This window comes from Alloalcanivorax venustensis ISO4 (genome assembly GCF_015356855.1).
In the GTDB taxonomy this organism is placed as follows: domain Bacteria; phylum Pseudomonadota; class Gammaproteobacteria; order Pseudomonadales; family Alcanivoracaceae; genus Alloalcanivorax; species Alloalcanivorax venustensis.
In genome coordinates this window covers 39,524-61,948 of record NZ_ARXR01000011.1, presented here as the reverse complement: position 1 = coordinate 61,948, position 22,425 = coordinate 39,524, and the positions used below count along the sequence as shown (strand labels likewise).

Sequence of the window (22,425 nt, the reverse complement as noted above, 5' to 3'; positions counted from 1 at the left end):
GGGACGCCAGGGCAGATGAACGAAGTGGTCAAGCAACAGGTCCCGAAGGCCGGTAACCCGCTGGCGCCGCCGGCGCCGCACCAGGCGGAGATGCCGTTCGGCCTGATGTACGGCCAGGCGATCACCAAGCTGCCCGACGATCTCTACATACCGCCGGACGCCCTGGAAGTGTTCCTGGAGGCGTTCGAAGGCCCGCTGGATCTGCTGCTGTACCTGATCAAACGGCAGAACCTGGATATTCTCGACATCCCCGTGGCCCAGATCACGACTCAGTACATGGAGTACGTGGAGCTGATGAAGGCCATGAACCTGGAGCTGGCCGCGGAATATCTGGTGATGGCGGCGATGCTGGGCGAGATTAAATCGCGCACCCTGCTGCCGCGACCGGTGCACGATGAAGAGGACGAGGCGGAGGACCCGCGCGCCGAGCTGATCCGCCGCCTGCAGGAATACGAGCGTTTCAAGCAGGCGGCCGAGGACATCGACAACCTGCCGCGCCAGGAGCGGGATTTTCAGATCGCCGCCGCGCGCCGCCCCGAGTACGTGCGCGAAAAGGCGCAGCCGGACGTGGATCTGCGCGAGCTGCTGCTGGCCTTCAAGGAAGTGCTGTACCGGGCGGACATGTTCGAGAACCACCAGGTGTCGCGGGAGAAACTGTCCACCCGGGAGCGCATGGCGAACGTGCTGGACCGCCTGAAAGGCCGGGAATTCGTGCCCTTCGTGGAATTGTTCGAAGCCAGCGAAGGGCGCCTCGGCGTGGTGGTCAGCTTCCTGGCGATTCTTGAACTGGTCAAAGGGTCGCTGATCGAGCTGGTGCAGAGCGGGCCCTTCAGCCCCATCCATGTGAAGGCTAGAACCCTGGTGCTGGAAGAATCGGAAGCCCTGGCGGCGCTGGAACTGGATGACGAACCTTACGAGGCTGACGAGGATGAGTAACCGTGGAGCCGGATAAGATAAAACAGATCGTCGAAGCGGCGATCTTCGCCGCCGACGGCCCGCTGGACCGGGACGCGCTGTTGTTGCTGTTCGATGAGCAGGAGCGCCCGGAGAAAGCCGATCTGTCCCGGTCACTGGAGCAGATCAGCGAGGACTACGCGGAGCGCGGCATCGAGCTCAAGGAAGTGGCGTCCGGGTTCCGCTTCCAGGTGCGCAAGGATCTGGGGCCCTGGGTGAGCCGCCTGTGGCAGGAAAAGCCGCCGCGTTACAGTCGCGCGATCCTCGAGACCCTGGCGCTGGTGGCCTACCGGCAGCCGATCACGCGGGGCGAGATCGAGGAGATCCGCGGCGTATCGGTGAGCTCGCACATCATCAAGAGCCTGCTGGAGCGCAACTGGGTGCGGGTGGTCGGCCACCGTGACGTGCCGGGCCGGCCGGCGATGTTCGCCACCACCCGGCAGTTTCTCGACTATTTCGATCTGAAAAGTCTGGAAGATTTGCCGCCGTTGTCGGAAATCAAGGACCTGGACAAGCTCAACGAGGAACTGGCGCTCAGCGACGCGCCGGATCCCGACAGCGGCGACCGCGCCGATGACGACAACGACGCCACGGCCGCCTTCGGTGCCCTCACCGAAGGGGAGCGCGAAGCCCGTAACGAGGAAATTTTCGCCGCCCTGGACGAAGAACCGGAACTGGACGACTCCACCCTGATGAGCATCGACAAGGTGGATTCCGTCAACGCCGGCTTCGAAGAGGAATTTCGCCGCAAACCGGCCCCCGCCGAGGGGACCGGCGAGCAAGCCGCCAAGGCGGCCGACGAGGACGAGCAATCGCCCCATGAGTGAAAAGTTACAGAAAGTTCTGGCCCGCACCGGGCTGGGATCACGCCGTGAACTGGAAACCTGGATCGCCGATGGGCGGGTTTCCGTGAACGGCCAGGTGGCAACGCTGGGAGACCGGGCGGAGCCGGAAGACACCATCAGAGTCGACGGCAGGATCATTCGAGTGAAGGCGGAAGAAGACATAGTTCGGCGCGTGATCATTTATCACAAGCCGGTCGGGGAAGTGTGCTCGCGGAACGATCCGCAGGGCCGCCCCACCGTGTTCGATAACCTCCCCAAGCTGCAGGGCATGCGCTGGGTGCAGGTGGGCCGTCTGGACATCAACACCACCGGGCTGATGCTGTTCACCACCGACGGTGAGCTGGCCCACCGGCTGATGCACCCGTCCAACGGCTTTATCCGCGAATACGCGGTGCGCGTCCACGGCACCCTCAGCGAGGACAAGCGCAAGGCGATGCTGGACGGCGTGCTGCTCGAGGACGGCGTGTCCAGGTTCGACAGCATTGAGGACGCCGGCGGCGCCGACGAGGGCGCCAACCACTGGTACAAGGTGCGACTGACCGGCGGCAAGTACCGGGAAGTGCGCCGCCTGTTCCAGTCCCAGGACCTGGAAGTGGCGCGGCTGATCCGCATCCGCTTCGGCGACCTGACGCTGCCGTCGTCGCTGCGCACCGGGCGCTGGCAGGAACTCAGCGAGCAGGAGATCAAACCGCTCACCGATCGCGTGGATCTGAAAGGCAAGAAATACACCGGCCTCTACGGCCGCGCCCGGCTGCGCCACCAGCGCGGCGACAAGCCGCCGCGCAAGCCGCGCCGCAACCCCTACCGCCGTTAAGGCAGCCGCATCAGCGCGCCCACCAGGGCGGGCAGGGCGGTCTCCACACGCAGGATCCGGCTGCCGAAACGGTGGCAGCCGAAGCCCTGCTGCTCCAGCAGCGCCACTTCAAAGGGCGTCCAGCCGCCCTCCGGGCCGATCGCCAGGGTGGCGGGCTCATCCAGGCCCCGCGGCAGCTCCGGAAACGGACCCGGGTGCGCCACCAGGCGCCGCCCTGGACCCGCCCACTGATCCAGCTCATCCTCGACGAAGGGCCGGAAGCGCGGCGCCAGCCGCAGCCTCGGCATCACCGGGTCGCCGGCCTGTTCCAGTCCCAGCAGCAATTTTTCCCGCAGCAGGTCGCCCTTGAGGTTGGGCGTCTGCCAGTAGCTCTTGTCGACCTTGGCGGCGTTCACCAGCACGATGTTCTTGATGCCCAGGCTGGCGGCGTCCACCAGCAACCGCTTGAGCATCTTGGGGCGGGGCAGGGCCAGCAGCAGATTCAGGGGCAGGGCGAAGACCGGCTTCGAATCCACTTTAAAAGATATTTCTATCTCATTGTTTTTAATAGATTCAATCACTGCCTGCCCGGTGCCTTCGTCGAGCAGGCCGGCACGGCAATGGTCGCCCTCCGCGAGCTTGAGCACGGAGCGCACATGGGTGGCCTGGCGGTCGTCAAGACGCCAGCGGTCGCCGTCGAGGCGCTGGTCGGGGTGCAGCAATAACAGATTCATGGCGGCGGATTATGCCACACCCGGGGCGGCCGGCTGACGCAAACCGACTGCAACATGGCCATTCTGGCCCTTTGCCCGGGGTGCGCGGGTTGCTAGAGTGCGCAGCGTTATTCTCGCTGATGTGGAGAAACTCGCATGCAGTTTCAGGGCACTGAACAGTACGTTGCCACGGAAGACCTCAAAATGGCCGTTAACGCGGCCATCGCTTTGCAGCGTCCGCTGCTGATCAAGGGTGAGCCGGGCACCGGTAAAACCCTGCTCGCCGAACAGGTGGCCGAATCACTGGGCATGCCGCTGCTGGCCTGGCATATCAAGTCCACCACCAAGGCCCAGCAGGGCCTGTACGAGTACGACGCGGTCTCCCGCCTGCGCGACTCCCAGCTCGGCGCCGAAGGTGTCGAGGACGTGTCCAACTACATCAAGAAGGGCAAGCTGTGGGAGGCCTTCCAGGCCGACGACCAGGTGGTGCTGCTGATCGACGAGATCGACAAGGCGGACATCGAATTCCCAAACGATCTGCTCCAGGAGCTGGATCGCATGGAATTCTTCGTCTACGAAACCGGCGAGACCATTCGCGCCGAGAAGCGCCCGATCGTGATCATCACCTCTAACAATGAGAAAGAGCTGCCCGACGCCTTCCTGCGCCGCTGCTTCTTCCACTACATCAATTTCCCCGATGCCAAGACCATGATGCAGATCGTGGACGTGCACTTCCCGGAAATTAAGAAGGAGCTGGTCACCGAGGCGCTGGAGATCTTCTTCGACCTGCGCAAAGTGCCGGGCATGAAGAAGAAGCCCTCCACCAGCGAGCTGATCGACTGGCTCAAGCTGCTGATGGCCGACGACATCCCCCAGGACATCCTGCGCAACCGCGACACCAAGACTGCGGTCCCGCCGCTGTACGGCGCCCTGGTCAAGAACGAAGCGGACGTACAGCTGCTGGAACGGCTGGCTTTCATGAGCCGCCGGGAACGGTAGATCCTTTAACCGATAGAGGTTTCTATGCTGATCGGTTTTTTCGAGGACCTGCGCGCCCATAAGGTGCCGGTGACGCTGCGCGAGCTGCTGGACCTGTTCGGCGCGCTCAAGCACCACGTGGCGTTCGGGTCCATCGAGGACTTCTACATGCTGTCGCGGACGGTGATGGTCAAGGACGAAAAGTACTATGACCGTTTCGACCGCGCCTTCGCGCACTATTTCGAGGGCCTGGAAAGCATCGAGCCGGGCTGGCTGAGCCAGACCATTCCCGAGGAATGGCTGCGCAAGCAGATGGAAAAGACCCTGTCCGCGGAAGAGCGGGAAAAACTGCAGGGGCTGGGCAGCCTGGAAAAGATCCTCGAGGAGCTGAAAAAGCGCCTGGAAGAGCAGGAAAAGCGCCACCAGGGCGGCAACAAATGGGTCGGCACCGGCGGCACCAGCCCGTTCGGCGGCTACGGCGAGAACCCGGAAGGGGTGCGCATGACCGGCCCGTCGCGCAACAAGAGCGCGGTGAAGGTCTGGGAAAAGCGGGAATTCCGCAACCTGGACGACTCCGTGGAGCTGGGCATCCGCAACATCAAGCTGGCCCTGCGCCGGCTGCGCCAGTTCGCCCGCACCGGCCGCGACGAAGAGCTGGACATGGACGACACCATCCGCTCCACCGCGCGCAACGCCGGCCTGCTCGACATCAAGATGCGTCCGGAGCGGGAGAACCGGGTCAAGGTGCTGCTGTTCTTCGATATCGGCGGGTCCATGGACCCCTATATCAAGCTCTGCGAGGAGCTGTTCTCCGCCGCCCGGCTGGAGTTCAAGCATCTCGAGTATTTCTACTTCCACAACTTCGTCTACGAGTACGTTTGGAAGGACAACCGGCGCCGCTGGGACGAGAAGTTTTCCACCTGGGACGTGCTGCACAAGTACGGCAGCGACTACAAGGTGATCTTCATCGGCGACGCCGCCATGAGCCCCTACGAAGTGAACTCGGTGGGCGGCTCCGTGGAGCACTGGAACGACGAGCCCGGCGCGGTCTGGTTCCAGCGCATCAAGGAGACCTACGAGAAGGTGGTGTGGATCAACCCGGAGCCGGAAAAGGCTTGGCAAATGACCACCTCCACCCAGTGGATCAAGCAGCTCAACGACCACCACATGTACCCGCTCACCCTGGACGGGATTGAGCGGGCGATGCGTTACTTGAGCAAATAAGAGCTAAGTAAATAAGAGCTGAGTAACCAGGTCCGTCAGTCCTTCTTCAAAAAGCTGTCGATCATATCCATCGGCAGCGGGAAGACCACCGTGGTGGTGCGCTCGTTGGCCACCTCGGTGAGGGTCTGCAGATAGCGCAGTTGCAGCGCCTGGGGCTGTGACGACAGGGTGCGTGCCGCGTCCAGCAGGACTTCCGAGGCCTCTTTCTCGCCGTTGGCGTGAATCACCTTGGCGCGCCGCACCCGCTCCGCTTCCGCCTGGCGGGCGATCACCCGCACCATGTCCTCGTCCAGGTCCACGTGTTTGATCTCCACGTTGGCCACCTTGATGCCCCAGGGATCGGTCTGCTCGTCGAGGATTTCCTGGATGTCCCGGTTCAACTCGTCCCGGGAGGCGAGCATTTCATCCAGCTCGTGCTTGCCCAGCACCGAGCGCAGGGTGGTTTGCGAGAGCTGGCTGGTGGCGTCGTAGAAGTCCTCCACGTTGATCACCGCCCGTTCCGGGTCGACCACGCGGAAGTAGAGCACCGCGTTGACCTTCACCGAGACGTTGTCGCGGGAGATCACGTCCTGGCTGGGCACGTCCAGCACCCGCACCCGCAGGTCCACCTTCACCATCTGCTGAATCACCGGGATCACCAGAATCAGCCCCGGCCCCTTCACCTTGTGATAGCGGCCCAGCATGAAGATCACGCCGCGCTCGTACTCGCGGAGAATGCGGAACATGCTGACCACGAAGCCGACGACCAGAATCGCCAGCGCAATCCAGAAATATTGGAAGATCATGGTTTGTCTCCTTTGCGGGACACATGAAGAGTGAGGCCGTCCCGGCGGCGGATGGTCACCGTTTCGCCCTCAAGGACCGCCTCGTCAGTGGTGGCGCGCCACAGTTCGCCGGCGGCGCGCACCTGGCCGTTGCCGTCCGGCCCGAAATCGTTTGCCGCCACGGCATCCTGGCCGATCAGCGTGTCGCCGCCGGTGACCACCGGGCGGCCGTGGGCCTTGAACGCCAGCCGCACCGTCAGGCCGGTGAGCGCCAGGCTGCCCACGCCCACCGCCGCGATCACCGGCACCGCGACCCGGAAGGCGGGCAGGTCCGTGTCCATCAGCATGATCGAGCCGATCACCAGGGCCACGGCGCCGCCCACGCCGAGGACGCCGAAGCTGGGCGACAACCCCTCCGCCACCATCAAGCCGATGCCGAGCAGGATCAATCCCAGGCCCACATAGCTCACCGGCAGCATCTGCAGCGCGTACAGCGCCAGCAACAGGCAGATGGCGCCGAGCACGCCGGGGATGCCGAAACCGGGGTTGGAGAATTCCAGAATCAGCCCGTAGATGCCCACCAGCATCAGAATGTAGGCGATGCTGGGGTTGGTGATCACCGCCAGGAAGCGGGTGCGCCAGTCCGGCTCCAGCTCCACCAGCCGGTAGTCGGTGAGCGCCAGGGTGCGCTCGGCGTCCCCGTCACGGACGGTAAAGCCGTCGAGACGGGCGAGCAGGGCGTCCAGATCCGGCGCCACCAGGTCGATCACCTGTTGCGCCTGGGCCTCGGTGGCGGTCAGGCTGACCGCCTCGCGCACCGCGCGCTCGGCCCAGTCCGCGTTGCGCCCGCGCAATTCCGCCAGGCCGCGAATATAGGCCACGGCGTCGTTGACCTGCTTGCGGCGCAGCGCGGAGGCATTGTCTTCGACTTTGTCATCGGCTTGCGGCTCGGCGCCGTCGCCGGCCGGGGAGGGCGCGCCGCCACCGCCCAGCTGCACCGGCGTGGCGGCCCCCAGGTTGGTGGCCGGGGCCATGGCGGCCACGTGGGAGGCGTAGAGCAGGTAGGTGCCGGCGCTGGCCGCGCGGCTGCCCGACGGTGACACATAGGTGGCCACCGGCACCCGGGAATCAAGAATCGCCTGGATCATAACGCGCATCGACTTATCCAGACCGCCCGGCGTGTCCAGGCGCACCACGAACAGCGCCGCCCCGGCGCGGTTGGCGTCCTCCAGGGCACGCACGAAACCGTCGCTGACCGCCGGGCCGATGGCGCCCCGGAGGTCCATGACCCGCACCTCAGGCCGGTCTTCGCTGGACGGCTGGGAAGGGGGTTGCGCCTGGCCGGTGGCGGCGAGCAGCCAGAGGGCGGCGAGGGCGATAAGGCCTCCGCCCAGGCGGTGCCCAAGGGGCCGCTTCCCGGGTGAAAGGTGTCGATCGCTGCCGGCTACAGAGGTCATGCGCGTCTCTTCGCTGCTTTCGCTGCTTGGTGGCTGCTGTTTCCATGAAAACGCAGTTCGCCGGTCCCGGCAATGGAAACCGGCGGTGCCCCCCTTTTCGCCCTGCGCGCCATGCTGCATAGTACGGCGGAGTTCCGCCCCGCCATGCATCGGCCCTGAAGTACCGCGATGACCGCCTCCAATATCCGCCAATATCTGATCCGGACCCTGATGCTGGCCGTGCTGGTCCAGCCGGCCGCCGCCGCGGGCCTGTTCCAGGGGCTCACCAGCGTGGAAGCCGGCCCCCGGCTGGACGACGACGGCGTGATCCGCCAGCAGGTGGAGCAGGACGAAATGTTTCTGGAGGCGGGCTCCGGCGCGCGTATCCAGCTGCCCACGCAGTGCGTGTCCTCGGCGCTGGTGGCGCGCAGCCACAGCCGCTTCAACGCCCTGTTTCCGGACACCGAGGGCATGGTGGGCAGCGGCACCATCACCAACGAAGCCGGCCTTACCGTGGAGCGTCTGTTCGGGGCGCCCGGCGGCGCCTACCGTCTGGAGACCGCGTTCAAGGCCCACCGCATCGACCTTTACAGCTACGAGCTCAGCCACCAGGAGACGTTCGGCTCGGCCTTCGACAGCCCGGTGACGGTGAGCGAGCAGCAGGGCTTTAACGTGGATACCCGGCTGAGCCGGTCGTTCGGCGAGCTGGACCTGGCCCTTCGGGTGGAGAACCTGTTCCCGGACCGGCGGCCGGGCATGGTGGCCAGCCCCTATACCATGAAGGCCCACGCGGAACTGGCCACCGGCTTTCAGTACGCCGGCCTGCCGACCCGCCTGAACCTCAACCTGGACCGCTTCGAGGCCCTGGAGCGCGACCTGGACGCCCGTTACGCCGGCGCCCGCCTGCAGTGGGGCGCCGCCGACCGCACCCGGTTACGGCTGGGCTACCGCCACGACCTGGTCGCCAATCTGGATTCGGTGGCCACCCTGGGGCTGGTGTTCCCGCTGTTCCATGTCTTCGATCTGGATATCTCGGGCACCAAGAACCCCGGCGACGCCTACGGCGTGCTGGCGCGGCTGGCCGCGCCGTTCCCGTTCTAGGCCTCGGGAATACGGAATGAAGTCACCAGCGACTTCAGATGGCTGGCCTGATCCTCCAGTGAGCCGGCCGCGCTGCTGGATTGCTGCACCAGCGCCGCGCTCTGCTGGGTGACCGCGTCCATCTGCGTCACGGCGGTGCTGATCTGCTGAATGCCGCCGATCTGCTCGGTGGTGGCGGACGCCACGCCGCGCATCAGTTCGGCCAGCTTTTTGATCGACTCCACGGTGCCGTTGAGCGTTTCACCACTGCGCTGGGTCTGATCCGCGCAGGTGGCGATCTGCGCGCCGGTGCTTTCCAGCAGGGCACGGATCTCGCCGGCGGAATCCCCGGCGCGGCTGGCCAGCAGCCGCACCTCGCTGGCCACCACCGCGAAACCGCGGCCTTTTTCGCCGGCCCGGGCCGCTTCCACGGAGGCGTTCAGCGCCAGGATATTGGTCTGGAAGGCGATATCGTCGATGGTGGCGATAATGCCGTTCATCTTCTTGGAACTGGCCACCACCTTTTCCATAAGGTCGATGTTGGCGCGCATCTCCTCACCGCCGTGCTGGGCACTGCGCGACGCCGCGTCGGCGAGCCGGTCGGCCTCGCGGGTGTTCTTTTCGTTGTGCTCCGAGGTGGCGCTGATCTCCTCCATGCTGGCGGCGGTCTCCTGCAGCGCGGCGGCCTGCTCCTCGGTGCGGGAGGAGAGGTCCTGGGCGCCCAGGGCGATCTCGTTGGCGCCGATATAGACGGTCTCACTGGCGCCGCGCAACGCGGACACCAGCTTGACCAGGGAATCGCTCATTTCCGCCATGGCGGCCAGCAATTGCGCCGGCTCGTCGCGCCCGCGGGCGACGATGCGCTCGCGCAGGTCCCCTTGAGCAATGCGGCGGGCCACGCCCAGAGCGTCGGCGAGGGGCAGGGTGATGCTGCGGGTGATCACCACCGCCAGTGCCTCGCCTTCATCAAGCACGCTTTTCAGCTGGGTGACGGTGTCGCTCCATTTGCCGAAATAGCCGTTCAGGGCCTGGAAATCCGCCAGATTGATAAAGACGTCCTTTTCATAACGGCGCAGCTCCAGTGCCAGACGCCGCACCACGCCGGCATTGGACGCCAGGGCGCCGTCGGTCTCCAGCGCCTCGCGGGTGGTGTCCGCGATCCGGGTGACCGAGAACAGGCCGGTGCCCGAGGCGGCCAGCAGAAGCAGCAAAATAACAGCGAAGGCGCCGCCGAGACGGGCGCCGATCTTGAATTGACTAAGCATGAGGGGATACCAGGAATGGCTGTGACAAGGTTTGGGGGTTGTCGGCCCGGCGGGGAAAATCTTTAGCCTTAAAAGAGCGACGTGACCCGGGCTTGAGTCCCGGCCCGGGAATTGGCATGGTTCGTCCACCTAACCGGCCCCGAGCACACTATGTCCATTGATCTCGATTTCGACCGTGACCACCTCTGGCACCCCTATACCTCCACCTCCAAGCCGCTGCCCACCTACCCGGTGGCGCGCGCCGACGGAGTCCGCCTGGAGCTGGAAGACGGCCGCACGCTGATCGACGGCATGTCGTCCTGGTGGGCGGCGATCCACGGCTACAACCATCCGCGTCTGAACCAGGCGGCCAAGGACCAGATCGACAAAATGGCCCACGTGATGTTCGGTGGCATCACCCACGAGCCGGCGGTGGAGCTGGGCAAGCGCCTGGTGCGGATGACGCCGGAACCGCTCAACAAGGTGTTCCTGGCCGACAGCGGCTCGGTGTCCGTGGAGGTGGCGATCAAGATGGCGCTGCAGTACTGGCTCAGCCAGGGGCAGCCCGAGAAGCACCGTCTGATCGCGCTGCGCAACGGCTACCACGGTGACACCTTCGGGGCCATGGCCACCTGCGACCCGGTCAACGGCATGCACCATCTGTTCAGCAAGGTGCTGCCCAAGCACCTGTTCGCCGACGCGCCGGCGGTGGGCTACCACGACGACTGGGACGAGCGGGATCTGGATTCCCTGCGCGGCCTGCTGGAACAGCACGGCCACGAAGTGGCGGCGGTGATTCTGGAACCGATCGTGCAGGGCGCCGGTGGCATGCGCTTTTACCACCCGGAATACCTGCGCGGCGCACGCCGTCTGTGCGACGAGCACGGCGTACTGCTGATTTTCGACGAAATCGCCACCGGCTTCGGCCGCTCCGGCGAACTGTTCGCCATGGACCACGCCGGTGTCTGCCCGGACATTCTCTGCCTGGGCAAGGCGCTCACCGGCGGCTACATGACCCTGGCGGCGACCCTGTGCAACGACCGCGTGGCCGCCGGCATCTGCGACGGCGAGGCCGGCGTGCTGATGCACGGGCCCACCTTCATGGGCAATCCGCTGGCCTGCGCGGTGGCCAACGCCAGCATCGATGAACTGCTGGAGAACGACTGGCGCGGCCGCGTGACGGCGATCCAGTCGCAGCTGCGCCGCGAGCTGGAACCGCTGCGCGGCGCCTCCGGCGTCGCCGACGTGCGTGCCCTGGGCGCCATCGGCGTGCTGGAGCTGGAAGAACCCTGCGACGTGGCCGCCACCCAGAAACTGCTGGTGGAGCAGGGCGTGTGGATCCGGCCGTTCGGCAAGCTGGTCTACATCATGCCGCCGTACGGCATGGAGCCGGACGACCTGAGCCAGCTGACCCGTGCCATGGCGGCGGTGGCCGAACTTTAGGCGTTGAGACTTTAAGGGGGGCAGGGCGATGACGTCCGTAACAGCGATCCAATTCCGATCCGCGGGTGTAACCTGTCGAGGCGACCTCTACCTGCCCGATACTGCCGGCCGCGCACCGATCATGGTCATGGCCCACGGCCTGGGCGGCACCCGCAACATGCGGCTGCCGGCCTTCGCCGAGCGGTTCGTGGCCGAGGGCTACGCCTGCCTGCTGTTCGACTATCGTCATTTCGGCGACAGCGACGGCGAACCCCGCCAATTGCTGGACATCAAAAAGCAGCTTCAGGACTGGAAGGCGGCCATCGAGCACGCCCGTGGCCTCGCGCAGGTGGACCCGGATCGGGTGATCCTGTGGGGCACGTCCTTTTCCGGTGGCCATGTGCTGGCCACCGCCGCCGACGATCCGCGCATCGCGGCGGTGATCTCCCAATGTCCGTTCACCGACGGGCTGGCGTCGACCCTGGCCACGGAACCGCTGGTCTCCGCGAAACTGACGGCCAAGGCACTGCGCGATCGCCTTAGCGCCTTGGTGGGCGCCGCCCCGGTGATGGTCGCCGTGGCCGGGCGCCCCGGCGACACCGCGCTGATGACGGCACCGGACGTCTGGGACGGGTACATGAACCTGGTTCCCGAGGGCGCCCGGATTCGCAATGAAGCCGCCGCGCGCTTCGCCCTGGACATTATCCGCTATTATCCGGGCCGCAAGGCCGCCGGCATAAGGGCGCCGGTGTTCTTCTGCGTGTGTGACAACGACACCGTGGCGCCGGCCAAACAGACGCTCCGCCACGCGAGCCGCGTGCCGCGCCATGAGATCAGGCGGTATCAGGCGGGGCATTTCGAGATCTATGTGGGCGAGGCGTTCGAGCAAGTGGTGGCGGACCAGATCGAGTTTCTGAAAGCGCATTGCCCGCCAAGGGGAACACCGGGAGCCTGAGCGAGCCCGACGAATGGAAGCCCCGGATGCAAAGGGAAGGCCCTGGGGCTTGGATTCATACCTGTTCGATTCGTTATCTTCTATTTAACATAATATACATTACACGTAGTCATGAATCTGGGCCGGTGGGACGAAGCGCTCTCAGAATCCCCGTCCTTTCGGCGGTTCCGGCTTGTCCCCGGGGCCGCCCCCAGGCCGGTGCCGGGTCTGCACTGCGAGCGTTCCGCTCGACAGGTTCGGACTTCATATGACGAAACTTAAGGTCGCACCATTAGGCGGCGACTCCATATAAATCATTGGCTTGGAAAGCATACCTGAGGTCGTTTCTATTTTATTAGCGGGTGACATTCGCCGGCCTTCGCGGGTCTTTCATGGGAAACCATTAGGCTTGGGCTGTCCGCTTGACCCGTTTCGGGCGAGCTGCGTTAATCCCGGCGCCGCCGATAAAGGGAATCATTGTCGTTTATGCAGGAACGGCAACGATTCTGACGAAATCCTCCAAAAAGCCCGTTAACCATCTGTTTTACAAACCCTAAACTATCGCAGCCTGCCAAAGATCACGGTAGACATCTAACTTCTCCTTGCGCGAGTGGCATTGCTTGCAACTCTCAGGGCTGATCGGGCCGTCAATCACCGGCTATTTAGCCAGGCTTGTTTGAAGTTGTTTCAATTGACCCTGGAGGACAGCTTTCTCCTGGAGTAATTCGCGGTTCTGATCGTTGAGGAACTGGTTTCGGTCGTCAGCCGCTGCCACGCGCTCTCTGAGGTCGGAGATCCGCTGCTGGCAGGCCGCGAGATGTTTTTCAGAATCCGTTAGGGCCGCACCAAGCTTCTCCCGGTGTTCGGCGTCGCTATCTCGCTCCAGCTGGAGGCGGTCGACTGTCGCTTCCAGCGTTTCTGTTCGCGTTGCCCATTGTGTTATGACGGCCTGGCTCGCGTGCAACTTTTCTTTCAAGTTTTCAGCGTGATCCTGACTGGCCTTATAGCGCTGGTTTATTTGGTCGCGATGTTGTCTCAGCGTGTCGCGATCCTGTTCGCTGGAACGGAGCTGCTGCGTCAGCTGATCCACCTGACCCTCCAGTCCTGACTGGGTCCTGTGAAACTGATCCCGTTCATGACGGCGATCCTCGGCAATCTCCTGCTGGTAGTGCTCGAAATGGCTGCGGATATCGCGGTTTTCCTGCTTCATCTCTTGGACGGTTGCAGTGGTCTCACTGAGTTTCTCCTGACTTGCCTCCAGTTTGGACGTGAGTGAGGCCGCCCGGTGCTGTTCCTGTTGCAGAGCGTGGGCCTGGGCATCGCTTTCGTTGCGAAGCGCTTCATTGGCCTTCTCCAGTCCGCAGCGTTGCTCTTCCAGTGACTCGCACCGCTGCCGCACCTCTTCCAGCTCGGTGCGCCATTGCTGTTCCAGCGTCTGGTGCGCTTCGCGCTCCTGCGTAATACGTTCATCGGCCGCGTATTGAGCTCGCTCATGCAGGGCTTTCACGGCGGCCACCAAGTCAGCCGGGAGTCCGTTCAGATGCGCTGCGGCTTCGCTGCCTGTTTTCCAACGTTTCAGCATTGGCCCAAGCGTGCTGCGACTGCCGGTACCGAGTTCCGATCGCACCCGGTCGACAGTAGGCTCGTCACCGCGTTGGCGGACGCGTTGCGCAGCGTTGGCGACATCCTGGTAGGTAATTCCGGCGCGGGCCATGACATGCCTCATTTTTTTCATATAACGTGATATGTAATATTACGTTATTTATGAGATAATTAACAAAGTTAATTTAAGAAACATAACGCACGTTAAAGAGCATTAACGTGCGTTAGTGTGTGGTCTGTTCTATCCTGCCCCTGTAACGCCGGTACATCAGCGGCTCTTGAAAGCACGCCTCGAATTGGAGCGGTCATGGATCCAAAACCCACCGCCAGGTCCCCATTACGTAATGCGGACAAGACCGTGTTGGCCGATTCGGCTAATCGGTACATCCACATGGCCACCACCGACAACACGCGCCGGACCTACCGTGCGGCCATTCGCAGCTTTGAGCGCTGGGGCGGACGCCTCCCGACACAGCCGGCGACCCTGGCGGCCTACCTGTCCGATCAGGCCGCCGCGCTTAATCCTCGCACGCTGGATGTCTACCTGACAGCCCTGGGGCGCTGGCACCAGACTCAGGGATTGCGTGATCCCGCTAGGGACCCTGGCGTGCGCAAAACATTGGAAGGGATTCGTCGCGCCCATGGCCGGCCGAAACGGCAAGCCCGGGCGCTGCGCCTCGAACACATTGCGGCCTTCCTGCAAACGCTCCAGCAGCAGCCTGACTCGCTCAAGAAGCATCGCGACTGGGCCCTGCTGCAGGTCGGTTTTTTTGGGGCGTTTCGCCGCAGTGAATTGGTGACGATTGAGGTGAAGCACTTGTCGTGGGAGCCGGAAGGACTGGTGGTGACTCTGCCACGCTCCAAAACAGACCCTCACGGTGAAGGCCTGAAGCGGGCCCTGCCTCGGGGCAACGGACCGGTCTGCCCGGTCAGTGCCCTCGAAAACTGGCTACAGCATGCCGATATTCATGAAGGCCCCGTCTTTCGAGCCGTCAACCGCTGGGATCGGTTGCAACCCCACGCCCTCTCAGGCGGGTCGGTGAACCGTATCCTGAAGGCGCTCGGGGGAACCTGCGGCCTGGACTTCGTGCCGACCCTGAGCAGTCACAGCTTCCGGCGCGGTCTATCCACCGCCGCCGCGCGGGAGAAGGTCGACTTTGCGCAGATCAAGCGCCAGGGCGGCTGGAAGCATGACGGAACGGTGCGGGGCTACATCGAGGAAGGGCAGCAATTTACGGACAACGCCGCAAGCACTCTACTGACCAAAGTCGCCAGGTTGATCCGGGACACCGACTAATGGTTAGCGTGGTCGCGGCTGGCTACGCTGCCCGGAAGCACTCAGAGCACGATGGACAGGTATCTGTAGTGGCTCACAAAGCTAATCTGTCGGGCCCGCAATTACCCCGAGCAGTGGGACCACATTGGGTGAGAACGGGCACCCGGTTGGGCCCAGATTAGCTGCGAACCGGCTCACCTCTGATGCCAATGAGCTCGCAAACATCGACTTCGGCCCACGCTTTGTGAGAATTAGGGTTGGATGGCATGTGGCGGATTTTCCACGTTTGTCTGCCAACCCTCGAAATCAACCAGATACTCCAGACACTCAACAACCGGATACCCAAAAATACTAATAGTCAGGTTCTCAGCAGGGTTTTTTGCAGGTTGGTGGTGATCATAGGCGCGAGGCGTCTGGCCCGATCGGCGATGGTTCCGCTGAAGCGCTCGTCCACGGTGTCGAGAAACAGCGCCAACCATCTTTGAAAGTGCTGATGCTGCAAGGAGTGCCGGCTATGGAGCGCCTGGTGCCGGGCGATCATATTACGTCGGTACGCGTCATGCTCGCCGAGCAACATCTTCCGCCAGTAGGCGTAAATCTTTGGTTTGTGGCGGGGCAGATCGATGCCCTGGAACACCGGCGCCAGTACGTCGTCAGCCAAGACTTTTCCATAGAAGGCATCGACGAGTTCGGTTATGGCATCGGGCGAGTTCAGTTCACGCATGCGGTGGGCACTCCAGCAATCAAGAGATGATCGCCACGGTTGTTGTGCACTTTACCCGTGATGACCATTGAAATAGCCCTGGGTGCCCTGTTGCGCCATGGCATCCACAATCCGCCCGACACCCTGGATATAGGCGGCTGTGCGCAAGGGTATGGCTTTCTCCTCCGCCAGGTTGAAACAGGCATTCGCTTCACGCTCAAGACGCCGCCTGAGTTGCTTTTCCACGGCTTCGCCTGACCAGTAATCGCCCATCCGGTTCTGAACCCACTCCAGATGGCTGACTATCACGCCGCCGGCATTAGCGATGATGTCAGGGATCACTGGGATATTACGATCCTGCAGAACGCGGTCACCGCCGGTGCTGACGGGGCCATTCGCGATCTCCACGATCGCCCCGGCCCGGACCCGGTCCGCGTTGGCGTCCGTTATCTGGTTTTCCAGCGCGGCCAACACCAGAACATCGACGTCCAGCTCCAGCAAGTCATCGCCACTAAGAGGCTGCGTCTGCGCGGCGTCACACACGGAATCGTCGCAATAGACCATGCCCTTGAGTTCGCGGGTACGGTTTTTGTGACGCAGGATGGGCGCAGGATCCAACCCCTCTTCACTGTAGATGGCACCCTGGGAGTCGGACAGCGCGACAATGTTGTAACCGGCATCGTGCGCCAGGCGCGCAAAATGCTGGCCAGCGTTACCGAACCCCTGGATAGCCACTCTCAGATCTCCCGGTTCCTGGTGCTGCCGTTTTACCCACATGTCCAACACCTGCAACGCACCGGCACCAGTGGCTTGCTCACGGCCGATGGAGCCCCCAAGTCCCAGGGGCTTACCAGTAATGACGCCGGGCACGTGCCGACGTTCGATCTGGGCGTATTCGTCCACCATCCAGCCCATGATAATGGCGTTAGTGTTGACGTCGGGGGCCGGAATATCGCGTTCGGGACCGATTACATCGTGAAAAGCACGGATATAGCTACGGGACAATCGCTCCAGCTCCATACGGGAGAGGGTCTTCGGATCGACACAGATACCCCCTTTGGCACCACCAAACGGCAGATCGACCGCAGCACACTTCAACGTCATCCAGAAACTCAGTGTCGCGACCTCATCCTCGGTGACATCGGGGTGGAAGCGAATGCCACCCTTGGTCGGTCCACGGGTATCGTCGTACTGCACGCGCCAGGCGGGAAAGACACGCAGCGAGCCATCATCCATGCGCACCGATAAACTGGCCTGATGGATGCGTTTAGGTTGCCCCAGGCGGTGGCGACTATCGTCAGCCACCTCCAGCCACTCGTAAATGTCAGCCATTCGGGATTGGGCATCTTCGAGTAAGTGATGGGTATTGCTGCTCATGGTTACCTCAATATCTCTATAGGGAAAGTAAGGTGTAGACAGCCGTGTCTTTTCTCACCGCCCGGTGTCGGCGTTGACTTATGGCCGGTCTGAATCACTTACCCCGGCTCCAGGTTCGGCCTTCGTCAGCACTAGAGTACACCGGAACAGCGCTTCCTTAGTAAGGTACATCGCATTGACGCTTTACCGGGCGCATCATGTTCCAGACAGAAGAGACAACCATCAACACAAGGCCGGAGTAAAAAACAAATTGCGCATAGGACGCGTATTGGCCTAACTTAAGCTGGAAAGGGAGGACACCGGCAAACACCAGAAGCGGCCCCAGCACCCCCAGAATCCCGCGGCCACGCTGCCGGTGGATGCGCCACGTCATGACATTGGCAACCAGAGCGATGAACGCAAAAATCGGGATCAGAGTCGTTATGAAAACCCGCTCCCATGACGCCAGGAAACCGAGGCCCAACGTCGCTCCGATGCCAGCCAATGCGGGAAAACAGACGGCGCAACCCATTCCGGACACAACGCTCCCGATGGAACCTGCTTTATCGGCAATTCGCGAGATCAAATCCATGTTTCTACTCCTCTGCTTTCAATTCTGACTTTATAAATGGTGCTCGTTTCGAAAACCGGAAAAACGGCTGTAGCATTCAGTTATCCGTTCAGATTCAGCCGCTTCATGCTGTCACGCAAGTCATTCCCGGCTGCCTTGCCTATCCCGCGCAGCAGGATAGTTTTTTGACATCCTTGGTAAAGGTTTGAGCACACAGCTTCAGATCCTCAACCACCGTCAGGTACGGAAACAGCTTATATTGCAACAGCACCTTTTATGAACTTGTTCGATAAGCCAACCTCAAAGCCGTAGTCAACTACGGAGTCAAGGCAAATGTCGGAGGAAGCGAATTCATTTACCATCGGGAGCCTGGCCAAGGCGGCTAACGTCCCAGTCGAAACCATCCGCATCTCTTGTCCTCTAATTCAGTCATTGCATGAAGGTGTTGGGCAAAAAGAGTCAAGAGGTAATCGAAGACTGACACGAACAGATACAGTGCGTGACGTTTAACTTATGCGCTGTGTCTTCAGTTCATCAAATGTGCTGAGCTACGCACCAATTAAAAACAATGCGTTAACTGGCGAGACTGCTTCTTCTGTTCTCTGCCTTTGTCAGCACTTGGGTACAGCGATTCAGCGCCGCCCTCTTAACGGCAATCGTATCCTGTATTTGCCGCTTGGCTGTGCGGCACTGCTGCTCATCCCCGTTGTCGAGCGCATGAACGAACTCGGTGATTTCCGGAAGCCCCAGGCCTGCCTCACGACAAGCCCCGATGACCTTCAGCCGTTCCAGACACCGGTCATCGAACAAGCGAAAGCCTCCCGAGGTTTTTCCGCAGGCCCGCACCAGTCGCATATCCAGGTACGTGCGAATCTGAGGCACCGACAGACCACAGCGACGGGCCGCCTCGGAAATGACATAGCCCTGGCTTTGTGTTTCCGGTCCGCGTTCAACGTCAGGTTCTGCTATTAGGGTATTCACTGTCATGTCAGTCACTCCCCGCTTTGTCGAGCAATTGCCGGGCAATGGCCTGGCCCAGTTCGAAACCTTCCTGAACAGTCACAATGCTCGCGTGCGGTTTGTCCCGGGACCACGCCTCCCCGGCAGATCGAGAAGCAAAAAAGTGGACATCGCAACAGAAGGCACTGCGAATGTCGCCCTCCGTGGCCACGGACACCAGCGAGAGGACCGTGTCCTCTGGCTGAAGCGAAAGCACCTCCCGTGGCGTGACCGTCAAGGTGACCGGCTTGTGGGTGCGGGGACAGTGCGACCGGACCTGTGCGGGTTCGCCAATGACAGCCGGAAACATCAAAGCGTCGAGTGCACACCAGGTGTAGAGCGGCTGATCGTTTACCACAAACGCATGCGGCGTTTCACGCAGGGTAATGCCGAAGCCGACCAGCCGTCCCTGACCGTCATACTCGACGGTTCCGCAAGGCAGCTGTTCCAGCATCTGCACCACCTGGTCCGTCGTCCAGTTGAGCGACGCTGCAAGCCGCTCAAGAGTGACCGGACGACCCTGAACCAGCTCACGCAATAGCGCCACATGAAGCGTGGCCTCCGCTTCTCCGGTCAGGCCCAGCCGATTCACGATTTCACGCATATCATTCACGGGGCCTTGCCTTATCCCGCGCAGCAGGATAGTTGTTTGACATCCTTGGTAAAGGTTTGAGCGCACAGCTTCAAACCTTCTACCATCGTCAGGTACGGGAACAGCTCATCGGCAATCTCGTTGACGGTCATGCGCGCACGCAGCGCCATCACCGCGGTCTGGATCAGTTCGCCGGCCTCGCCTGCCACGGATTGCACACCCAGCAACCGTCCGCTTTCACGTTCCGCGACCATTTTAATGAAGCCTCCGGTATCAAAGTTGACCAGGGCGCGCGGCACATTGTCGAGGGTCAGGGTACGGCTGTCGGTGAGGTAGCCTCTTGCCTTGGCGTCGGCTTCGGATAGACCGACAGTCGCAATCTGCGGATCGGTAAAGACCACCTCAGGCATGGCACTGAGATCCAGCCGCGCATCACCACCGGTCATATTGACCGCTGCCCGACTGCCGCCCGCGGCGGCGACATAAACGAACTGCGGCTGGTCGGTGCAGTCGCCAGCAGCATAGATGTCGGGCACGGTGGTACGCAGACAGTCATCGACTAAAATTGCCCCGCGGGCAGTCTCGACGCCAATGGCCTCCAGATTCAGTCTGTCTGTGTTCGGCCTGCGTCCCACGGCCACCAGCAGCCGATCGGCTCTTAGCTCCCCTGCGTTCGTGTCGAGCACGAACTCCTCATTGGCATAGCGGACATGGCTCGCCTGGGTCTCATTCAGAACCTTGATGCCCTCGGACCGGAACGCGGTTTCAATGGCTTCGCCCACGGCCGGATCCTCCCGGGAAAACAGCCGGCTGCGCGCCAGGATGGTCACTTCGCTGCCCAGCCGGGCAAACGCCTGGGCCAGCTCCACTGCCACGACGGACGCCCCGATGACAACCAGCCGGTCTGGAATGGTGTCGCTGGCCAGTGCCGTGGTGGACGTCCAGTACGGCGTATCGGACAGGCCCGCAACCGGGGGAATGGTTGGCCGCGCGCCGGTACCGATGAACGCTCTGTCAAAGCGTACTTCGCGTTCCGTGCCGTCGGCTCCCGTGACCTGCAATGTATTGGCATCGATAAAACGGGCCTCACCCCGCAAGACAGTGATTGCCGGATTGTCGTCGAGAATGCCCTCATACTTGGCGTGGCGAAGTTCATCGACCCGGGCCTGTTGCTGGGCCAGCAACCGGGGCCGGTCAATAGTCGGCTCGGTAGGCGCCATGCCCTCGTCGAACGGACTGGTGCGGCGCAGATGGGCCACGTGAGCGGCGCGGATCATGATCTTCGAGGGCACGCAGCCGACATTGACGCAGGTGCCACCGATGGTGCCACGCTCGATCAGCGTTACCCGGGCTCCACGTTCCGCGGACTTCAAAGCGGCGGCCATGGCACTGCCGCCACTGCCAATCACAGCAATATGCAGGTTGTCGTTACTCATTCATGTGACTCCTTGGTAGATGGGCTATTGCAGCAGGCGTCGTATTTCTTCTTGCGCCATAGGGCGTAGCAGGTCAGGCCGATAAAAATTGCGAGCGCGGGCAACAGCACGTAATCCAGGTAGCCGGTCAGAGCGGCCAGACCGACGTATCCGAGTAAAACCACCAGAACCGGCGTGAAGCAGCACAGCGCGACCACGACCGTGCCAATAGCACTCGCTCGCAACAGGGTCTTGGGCTCTTTCATGGTTACTCCTGCGTCGTCCCGGTTTATTTCAGGGTGGACGGATAACCCGCGTTGGTGGTGGCCTGAGTCAGCGCCTCAACGGAGGTTTTCTCATCGTCAAAGGTAACCGTCGCATCACGTTCCTCATATCGGACATCCACGGCGCTCACGCCGTCGACCCGCTTTAAGGCGGCTTTAACCGTAATCGGGCAGGCCGAACAGGTCATGCCTGGAACGGACAAGGTCACCGTTTGTTGCGCCGCCAAGGCAGGCAGGCTGAACAGCGTGAACAGTACGGCAGTGATCAGGGACTTTTTCATGGTGTAGTGCCTCTCAGTCAACATGGTGGATCAGGTTTCAGTAAAACAGCGGCAAGACGAAAGGGAACGCCAGCGCGGTCAGTATCAGCAGCGCAACGATCCAGAACACGACTTTATAAGCAGTGCGCACTTGCGGTACCGCGCAGACCTCGCCCGGTTCGCAGTCCTGCGCGGGCCGGTATATACGACGCCAGGCAAAAACCATGGCCACCAGCGCAGCACCAATGAACCACGGACGGTAGGGTTCCAGGGCGGCCAGGTTGCCGATCCAGGCACCGGAAACACCCAGGGCGATCAGGACCAGGGGGCCCAGACAGCAGGCCGACGCGAGCAGCGCTGCAACCCCGCCTGCGATTAACGACCCGCGACCGGATTTTGACTCTGAATTCAACTCTGACATTGCGATTGCACCTTTTATGGCCTTGATCGATAAGTTAAGCTTAAAGCCGTAGTCAACTACGGAGTCAAGGTGAATGTCGGATGAAATGAACTCATTGACCATCGGGGGGTTGGCTAAGGCGACGAACGTCTCAGTTGAGACCATCCGCTACTACCAGCGACGTGGGTTAATACCTGAGCCCCAGCGTCCTCTCGGGGGTATTCGGCGCTACGGTGCCAGCGATATTGGCAGGTTGAGCTTTGTGAAAACCTCGCAGCAGTTAGGCTTTAGTCTCGATGAGATACACGACTTGCTTCAATTGGATGATGGTACTCACTGCCTGGAAGCCAGCACTCTCGCGGAGCGTAAGTTGCACGACGTACGTGGGAAGCTCGAAAAGCTACAGCAAATTGAGGCTTTGCTGAGCGACATGGTTGATCGGTGCTGCGCCTACGAGGGCAATATCTCGTGCCCCTTAATTGCGTCATTACATGAAGGAGTTGGGCGAAAAGTTAGTACCTACCCTAGCCAGAGTGGGACCCCTGCCAAACCTCAGTGACAAAAGGGCGGAATAGCAACC

24 protein-coding genes are annotated in these 22,425 nt (G+C 62.1%); 10 read left to right on the top strand and 14 right to left on the bottom strand.

Translation table 11 applies throughout. The features are described from left to right. The first annotated feature begins 15 nt into the window (after positions 1 to 15). Genes ISO4_RS08635 through rluB form a run of 3 tightly spaced genes read left to right on the top strand, consistent with a single transcriptional unit; the run spans position 16 to position 2,613 of the window. Positions 16 to 936 (top strand): segregation and condensation protein A, encoded by a 921-nt coding sequence (locus ISO4_RS08635; RefSeq protein WP_142949731.1) that lies wholly within the window; start codon positions 16 to 18, stop codon positions 934 to 936. 2 nt (positions 937 to 938) lie between these two features. Then, positions 939 to 1,781, top strand: coding sequence for an SMC-Scp complex subunit ScpB (gene scpB, locus ISO4_RS08630; protein ID WP_194855924.1), 843 nt, complete (start codon positions 939 to 941; stop codon positions 1,779 to 1,781). Continuing rightward, positions 1,774 to 2,613 carry a 23S rRNA pseudouridine(2605) synthase RluB gene (gene rluB, locus ISO4_RS08625; protein ID WP_142949729.1) on the top strand — a complete coding sequence of 280 codons (840 nt, stop codon included), beginning with the start codon at positions 1,774 to 1,776 and terminating at the stop codon, positions 2,611 to 2,613. Before scpB ends, rluB begins: the two co-directional genes overlap by 8 nt. On the opposite strand, the gene ISO4_RS08620 is transcribed toward rluB, so the two are convergent. Next, positions 2,610 to 3,326 (bottom strand): 16S rRNA (uracil(1498)-N(3))-methyltransferase, encoded by a 717-nt coding sequence (locus tag ISO4_RS08620; protein WP_194855923.1) that lies wholly within the window; start codon positions 3,324 to 3,326, stop codon positions 2,610 to 2,612. The two genes, rluB and ISO4_RS08620, sit on opposite strands and share 4 nt — an antisense overlap. Before the next feature lie 135 nt (positions 3,327 to 3,461). Between ISO4_RS08620 and ISO4_RS08615 the strand changes: the two genes are divergently transcribed. Both ISO4_RS08615 and ISO4_RS08610 read left to right on the top strand, forming a co-directional pair. Next, entirely contained in the window at positions 3,462 to 4,304 is an 843-nt protein-coding gene (locus ISO4_RS08615; protein WP_142949727.1) for an AAA family ATPase, read from the top strand. Between the two features lie 24 nt (positions 4,305 to 4,328). Next, positions 4,329 to 5,507 (top strand): vWA domain-containing protein, encoded by a 1,179-nt coding sequence (locus ISO4_RS08610; protein WP_067612281.1) that lies wholly within the window; start codon positions 4,329 to 4,331, stop codon positions 5,505 to 5,507. A 35-nt stretch (positions 5,508 to 5,542) separates the two neighbouring features. Here the strand turns inward: ISO4_RS08610 and ISO4_RS08605 are convergent, their stop codons facing one another. Together ISO4_RS08605 and ISO4_RS08600 are read right to left on the bottom strand one after the other, a co-directional pair. Continuing rightward, positions 5,543 to 6,292 carry a slipin family protein gene (locus ISO4_RS08605; protein ID WP_142949726.1) on the bottom strand — a complete coding sequence of 250 codons (750 nt, stop codon included), beginning with the start codon at positions 6,290 to 6,292 and terminating at the stop codon, positions 5,543 to 5,545. Further along, on the bottom strand, positions 6,289 to 7,728 hold the full coding sequence (locus ISO4_RS08600) for an NfeD family protein (protein WP_194855922.1): 1,440 nt from the start codon (positions 7,726 to 7,728) through the stop codon (positions 6,289 to 6,291). The genes ISO4_RS08605 and ISO4_RS08600 overlap by 4 nt, the downstream gene beginning before the upstream one ends. Before the next feature lie 168 nt (positions 7,729 to 7,896). Here ISO4_RS08600 and ISO4_RS08595 point away from each other — a divergent pair, with 168 nt between their 5' ends. After that, positions 7,897 to 8,808, top strand: a complete 912-nt coding sequence (locus tag ISO4_RS08595) for a hypothetical protein (RefSeq protein WP_194855921.1) — start codon at positions 7,897 to 7,899, stop codon at positions 8,806 to 8,808. Here the strand turns inward: ISO4_RS08595 and ISO4_RS08590 are convergent. Further along, positions 8,805 to 10,052 (bottom strand): methyl-accepting chemotaxis protein, encoded by a 1,248-nt coding sequence (locus ISO4_RS08590; RefSeq protein ID WP_194855920.1) that lies wholly within the window; start codon positions 10,050 to 10,052, stop codon positions 8,805 to 8,807. The genes ISO4_RS08595 and ISO4_RS08590 overlap by 4 nt on opposite strands. 150 nt (positions 10,053 to 10,202) lie before the next feature. Here ISO4_RS08590 and bioA point away from each other — a divergent pair, with 150 nt between their 5' ends. Continuing rightward, positions 10,203 to 11,474: an adenosylmethionine--8-amino-7-oxononanoate transaminase gene (gene bioA / locus ISO4_RS08585; RefSeq protein WP_194855919.1), complete on the top strand. Its 1,272-nt coding sequence runs from the start codon at positions 10,203 to 10,205 to the stop codon at positions 11,472 to 11,474. Positions 11,475 to 11,502: 28 nt separating this feature from the next. Continuing rightward, positions 11,503 to 12,408 (top strand): alpha/beta hydrolase, encoded by a 906-nt coding sequence (locus ISO4_RS08580; protein ID WP_194855918.1) that lies wholly within the window; start codon positions 11,503 to 11,505, stop codon positions 12,406 to 12,408. A gap of 637 nt (positions 12,409 to 13,045) precedes the next feature. On the opposite strand, the gene ISO4_RS08575 is transcribed toward ISO4_RS08580, so the two are convergent. Further along, positions 13,046 to 14,101: a DNA-binding protein gene (locus ISO4_RS08575; RefSeq protein WP_075195079.1), complete on the bottom strand. Its 1,056-nt coding sequence runs from the start codon at positions 14,099 to 14,101 to the stop codon at positions 13,046 to 13,048. A 195-nt stretch (positions 14,102 to 14,296) separates the two neighbouring features. Between ISO4_RS08575 and ISO4_RS08570 the strand changes: the two genes are divergently transcribed. After that, complete coding sequence (locus ISO4_RS08570; RefSeq protein WP_194855917.1) at positions 14,297 to 15,286, top strand: site-specific integrase; 990 nt, start codon at positions 14,297 to 14,299, stop codon at positions 15,284 to 15,286. A 337-nt stretch (positions 15,287 to 15,623) separates the two neighbouring features. On the opposite strand, the gene ISO4_RS08565 is transcribed toward ISO4_RS08570, so the two are convergent. From ISO4_RS08565 to merT, 9 genes are all read right to left on the bottom strand, one after another. Continuing rightward, positions 15,624 to 15,989: a group III truncated hemoglobin gene (locus ISO4_RS08565; RefSeq protein WP_194855916.1), complete on the bottom strand. Its 366-nt coding sequence runs from the start codon at positions 15,987 to 15,989 to the stop codon at positions 15,624 to 15,626. A gap of 51 nt (positions 15,990 to 16,040) precedes the next feature. After that, positions 16,041 to 17,345: a Glu/Leu/Phe/Val family dehydrogenase gene (locus ISO4_RS08560; protein WP_194855915.1), complete on the bottom strand. Its 1,305-nt coding sequence runs from the start codon at positions 17,343 to 17,345 to the stop codon at positions 16,041 to 16,043. A 157-nt stretch (positions 17,346 to 17,502) separates the two neighbouring features. After that, positions 17,503 to 17,916 (bottom strand): organomercurial transporter MerC, encoded by a 414-nt coding sequence (gene merC, locus ISO4_RS08555; RefSeq protein ID WP_194855914.1) that lies wholly within the window; start codon positions 17,914 to 17,916, stop codon positions 17,503 to 17,505. A gap of 552 nt (positions 17,917 to 18,468) precedes the next feature. Then, positions 18,469 to 18,882 carry a MerR family transcriptional regulator gene (locus tag ISO4_RS08550; protein WP_194855913.1) on the bottom strand — a complete coding sequence of 138 codons (414 nt, stop codon included), beginning with the start codon at positions 18,880 to 18,882 and terminating at the stop codon, positions 18,469 to 18,471. A gap of 1 nt (position 18,883) precedes the next feature. Then, the gene (merB, locus tag ISO4_RS08545; protein ID WP_228548014.1) at positions 18,884 to 19,498 is read right to left on the bottom strand and encodes an organomercurial lyase MerB; all 615 of its coding nucleotides are present in this window, start codon (positions 19,496 to 19,498) and stop codon (positions 18,884 to 18,886) included. A gap of 20 nt (positions 19,499 to 19,518) precedes the next feature. Then, a complete protein-coding gene (merA, locus tag ISO4_RS08540; protein ID WP_194855911.1) occupies positions 19,519 to 20,922 on the bottom strand; it encodes a mercury(II) reductase in 1,404 nt (467 codons plus the stop codon). Next, positions 20,919 to 21,167 (bottom strand): mercury resistance system transport protein MerF, encoded by a 249-nt coding sequence (merF, locus tag ISO4_RS08535; protein WP_194855910.1) that lies wholly within the window; start codon positions 21,165 to 21,167, stop codon positions 20,919 to 20,921. The genes merA and merF overlap by 4 nt, the downstream gene beginning before the upstream one ends. A gap of 23 nt (positions 21,168 to 21,190) precedes the next feature. Next, on the bottom strand, positions 21,191 to 21,466 hold the full coding sequence (gene merP, locus ISO4_RS08530) for a mercury resistance system periplasmic binding protein MerP (protein ID WP_194855909.1): 276 nt from the start codon (positions 21,464 to 21,466) through the stop codon (positions 21,191 to 21,193). 37 nt (positions 21,467 to 21,503) lie between these two features. Continuing rightward, on the bottom strand, positions 21,504 to 22,010 hold the full coding sequence (merT, locus tag ISO4_RS08525) for a mercuric ion transporter MerT (RefSeq protein ID WP_448127299.1): 507 nt from the start codon (positions 22,008 to 22,010) through the stop codon (positions 21,504 to 21,506). Here merT and merR point away from each other — a divergent pair. Then, a complete protein-coding gene (gene merR, locus ISO4_RS08520; protein WP_194855907.1) occupies positions 21,940 to 22,404 on the top strand; it encodes an Hg(II)-responsive transcriptional regulator in 465 nt (154 codons plus the stop codon). The two genes, merT and merR, sit on opposite strands and share 71 nt — an antisense overlap. Positions 22,405 to 22,425: the final 21 nt, after the last annotated feature.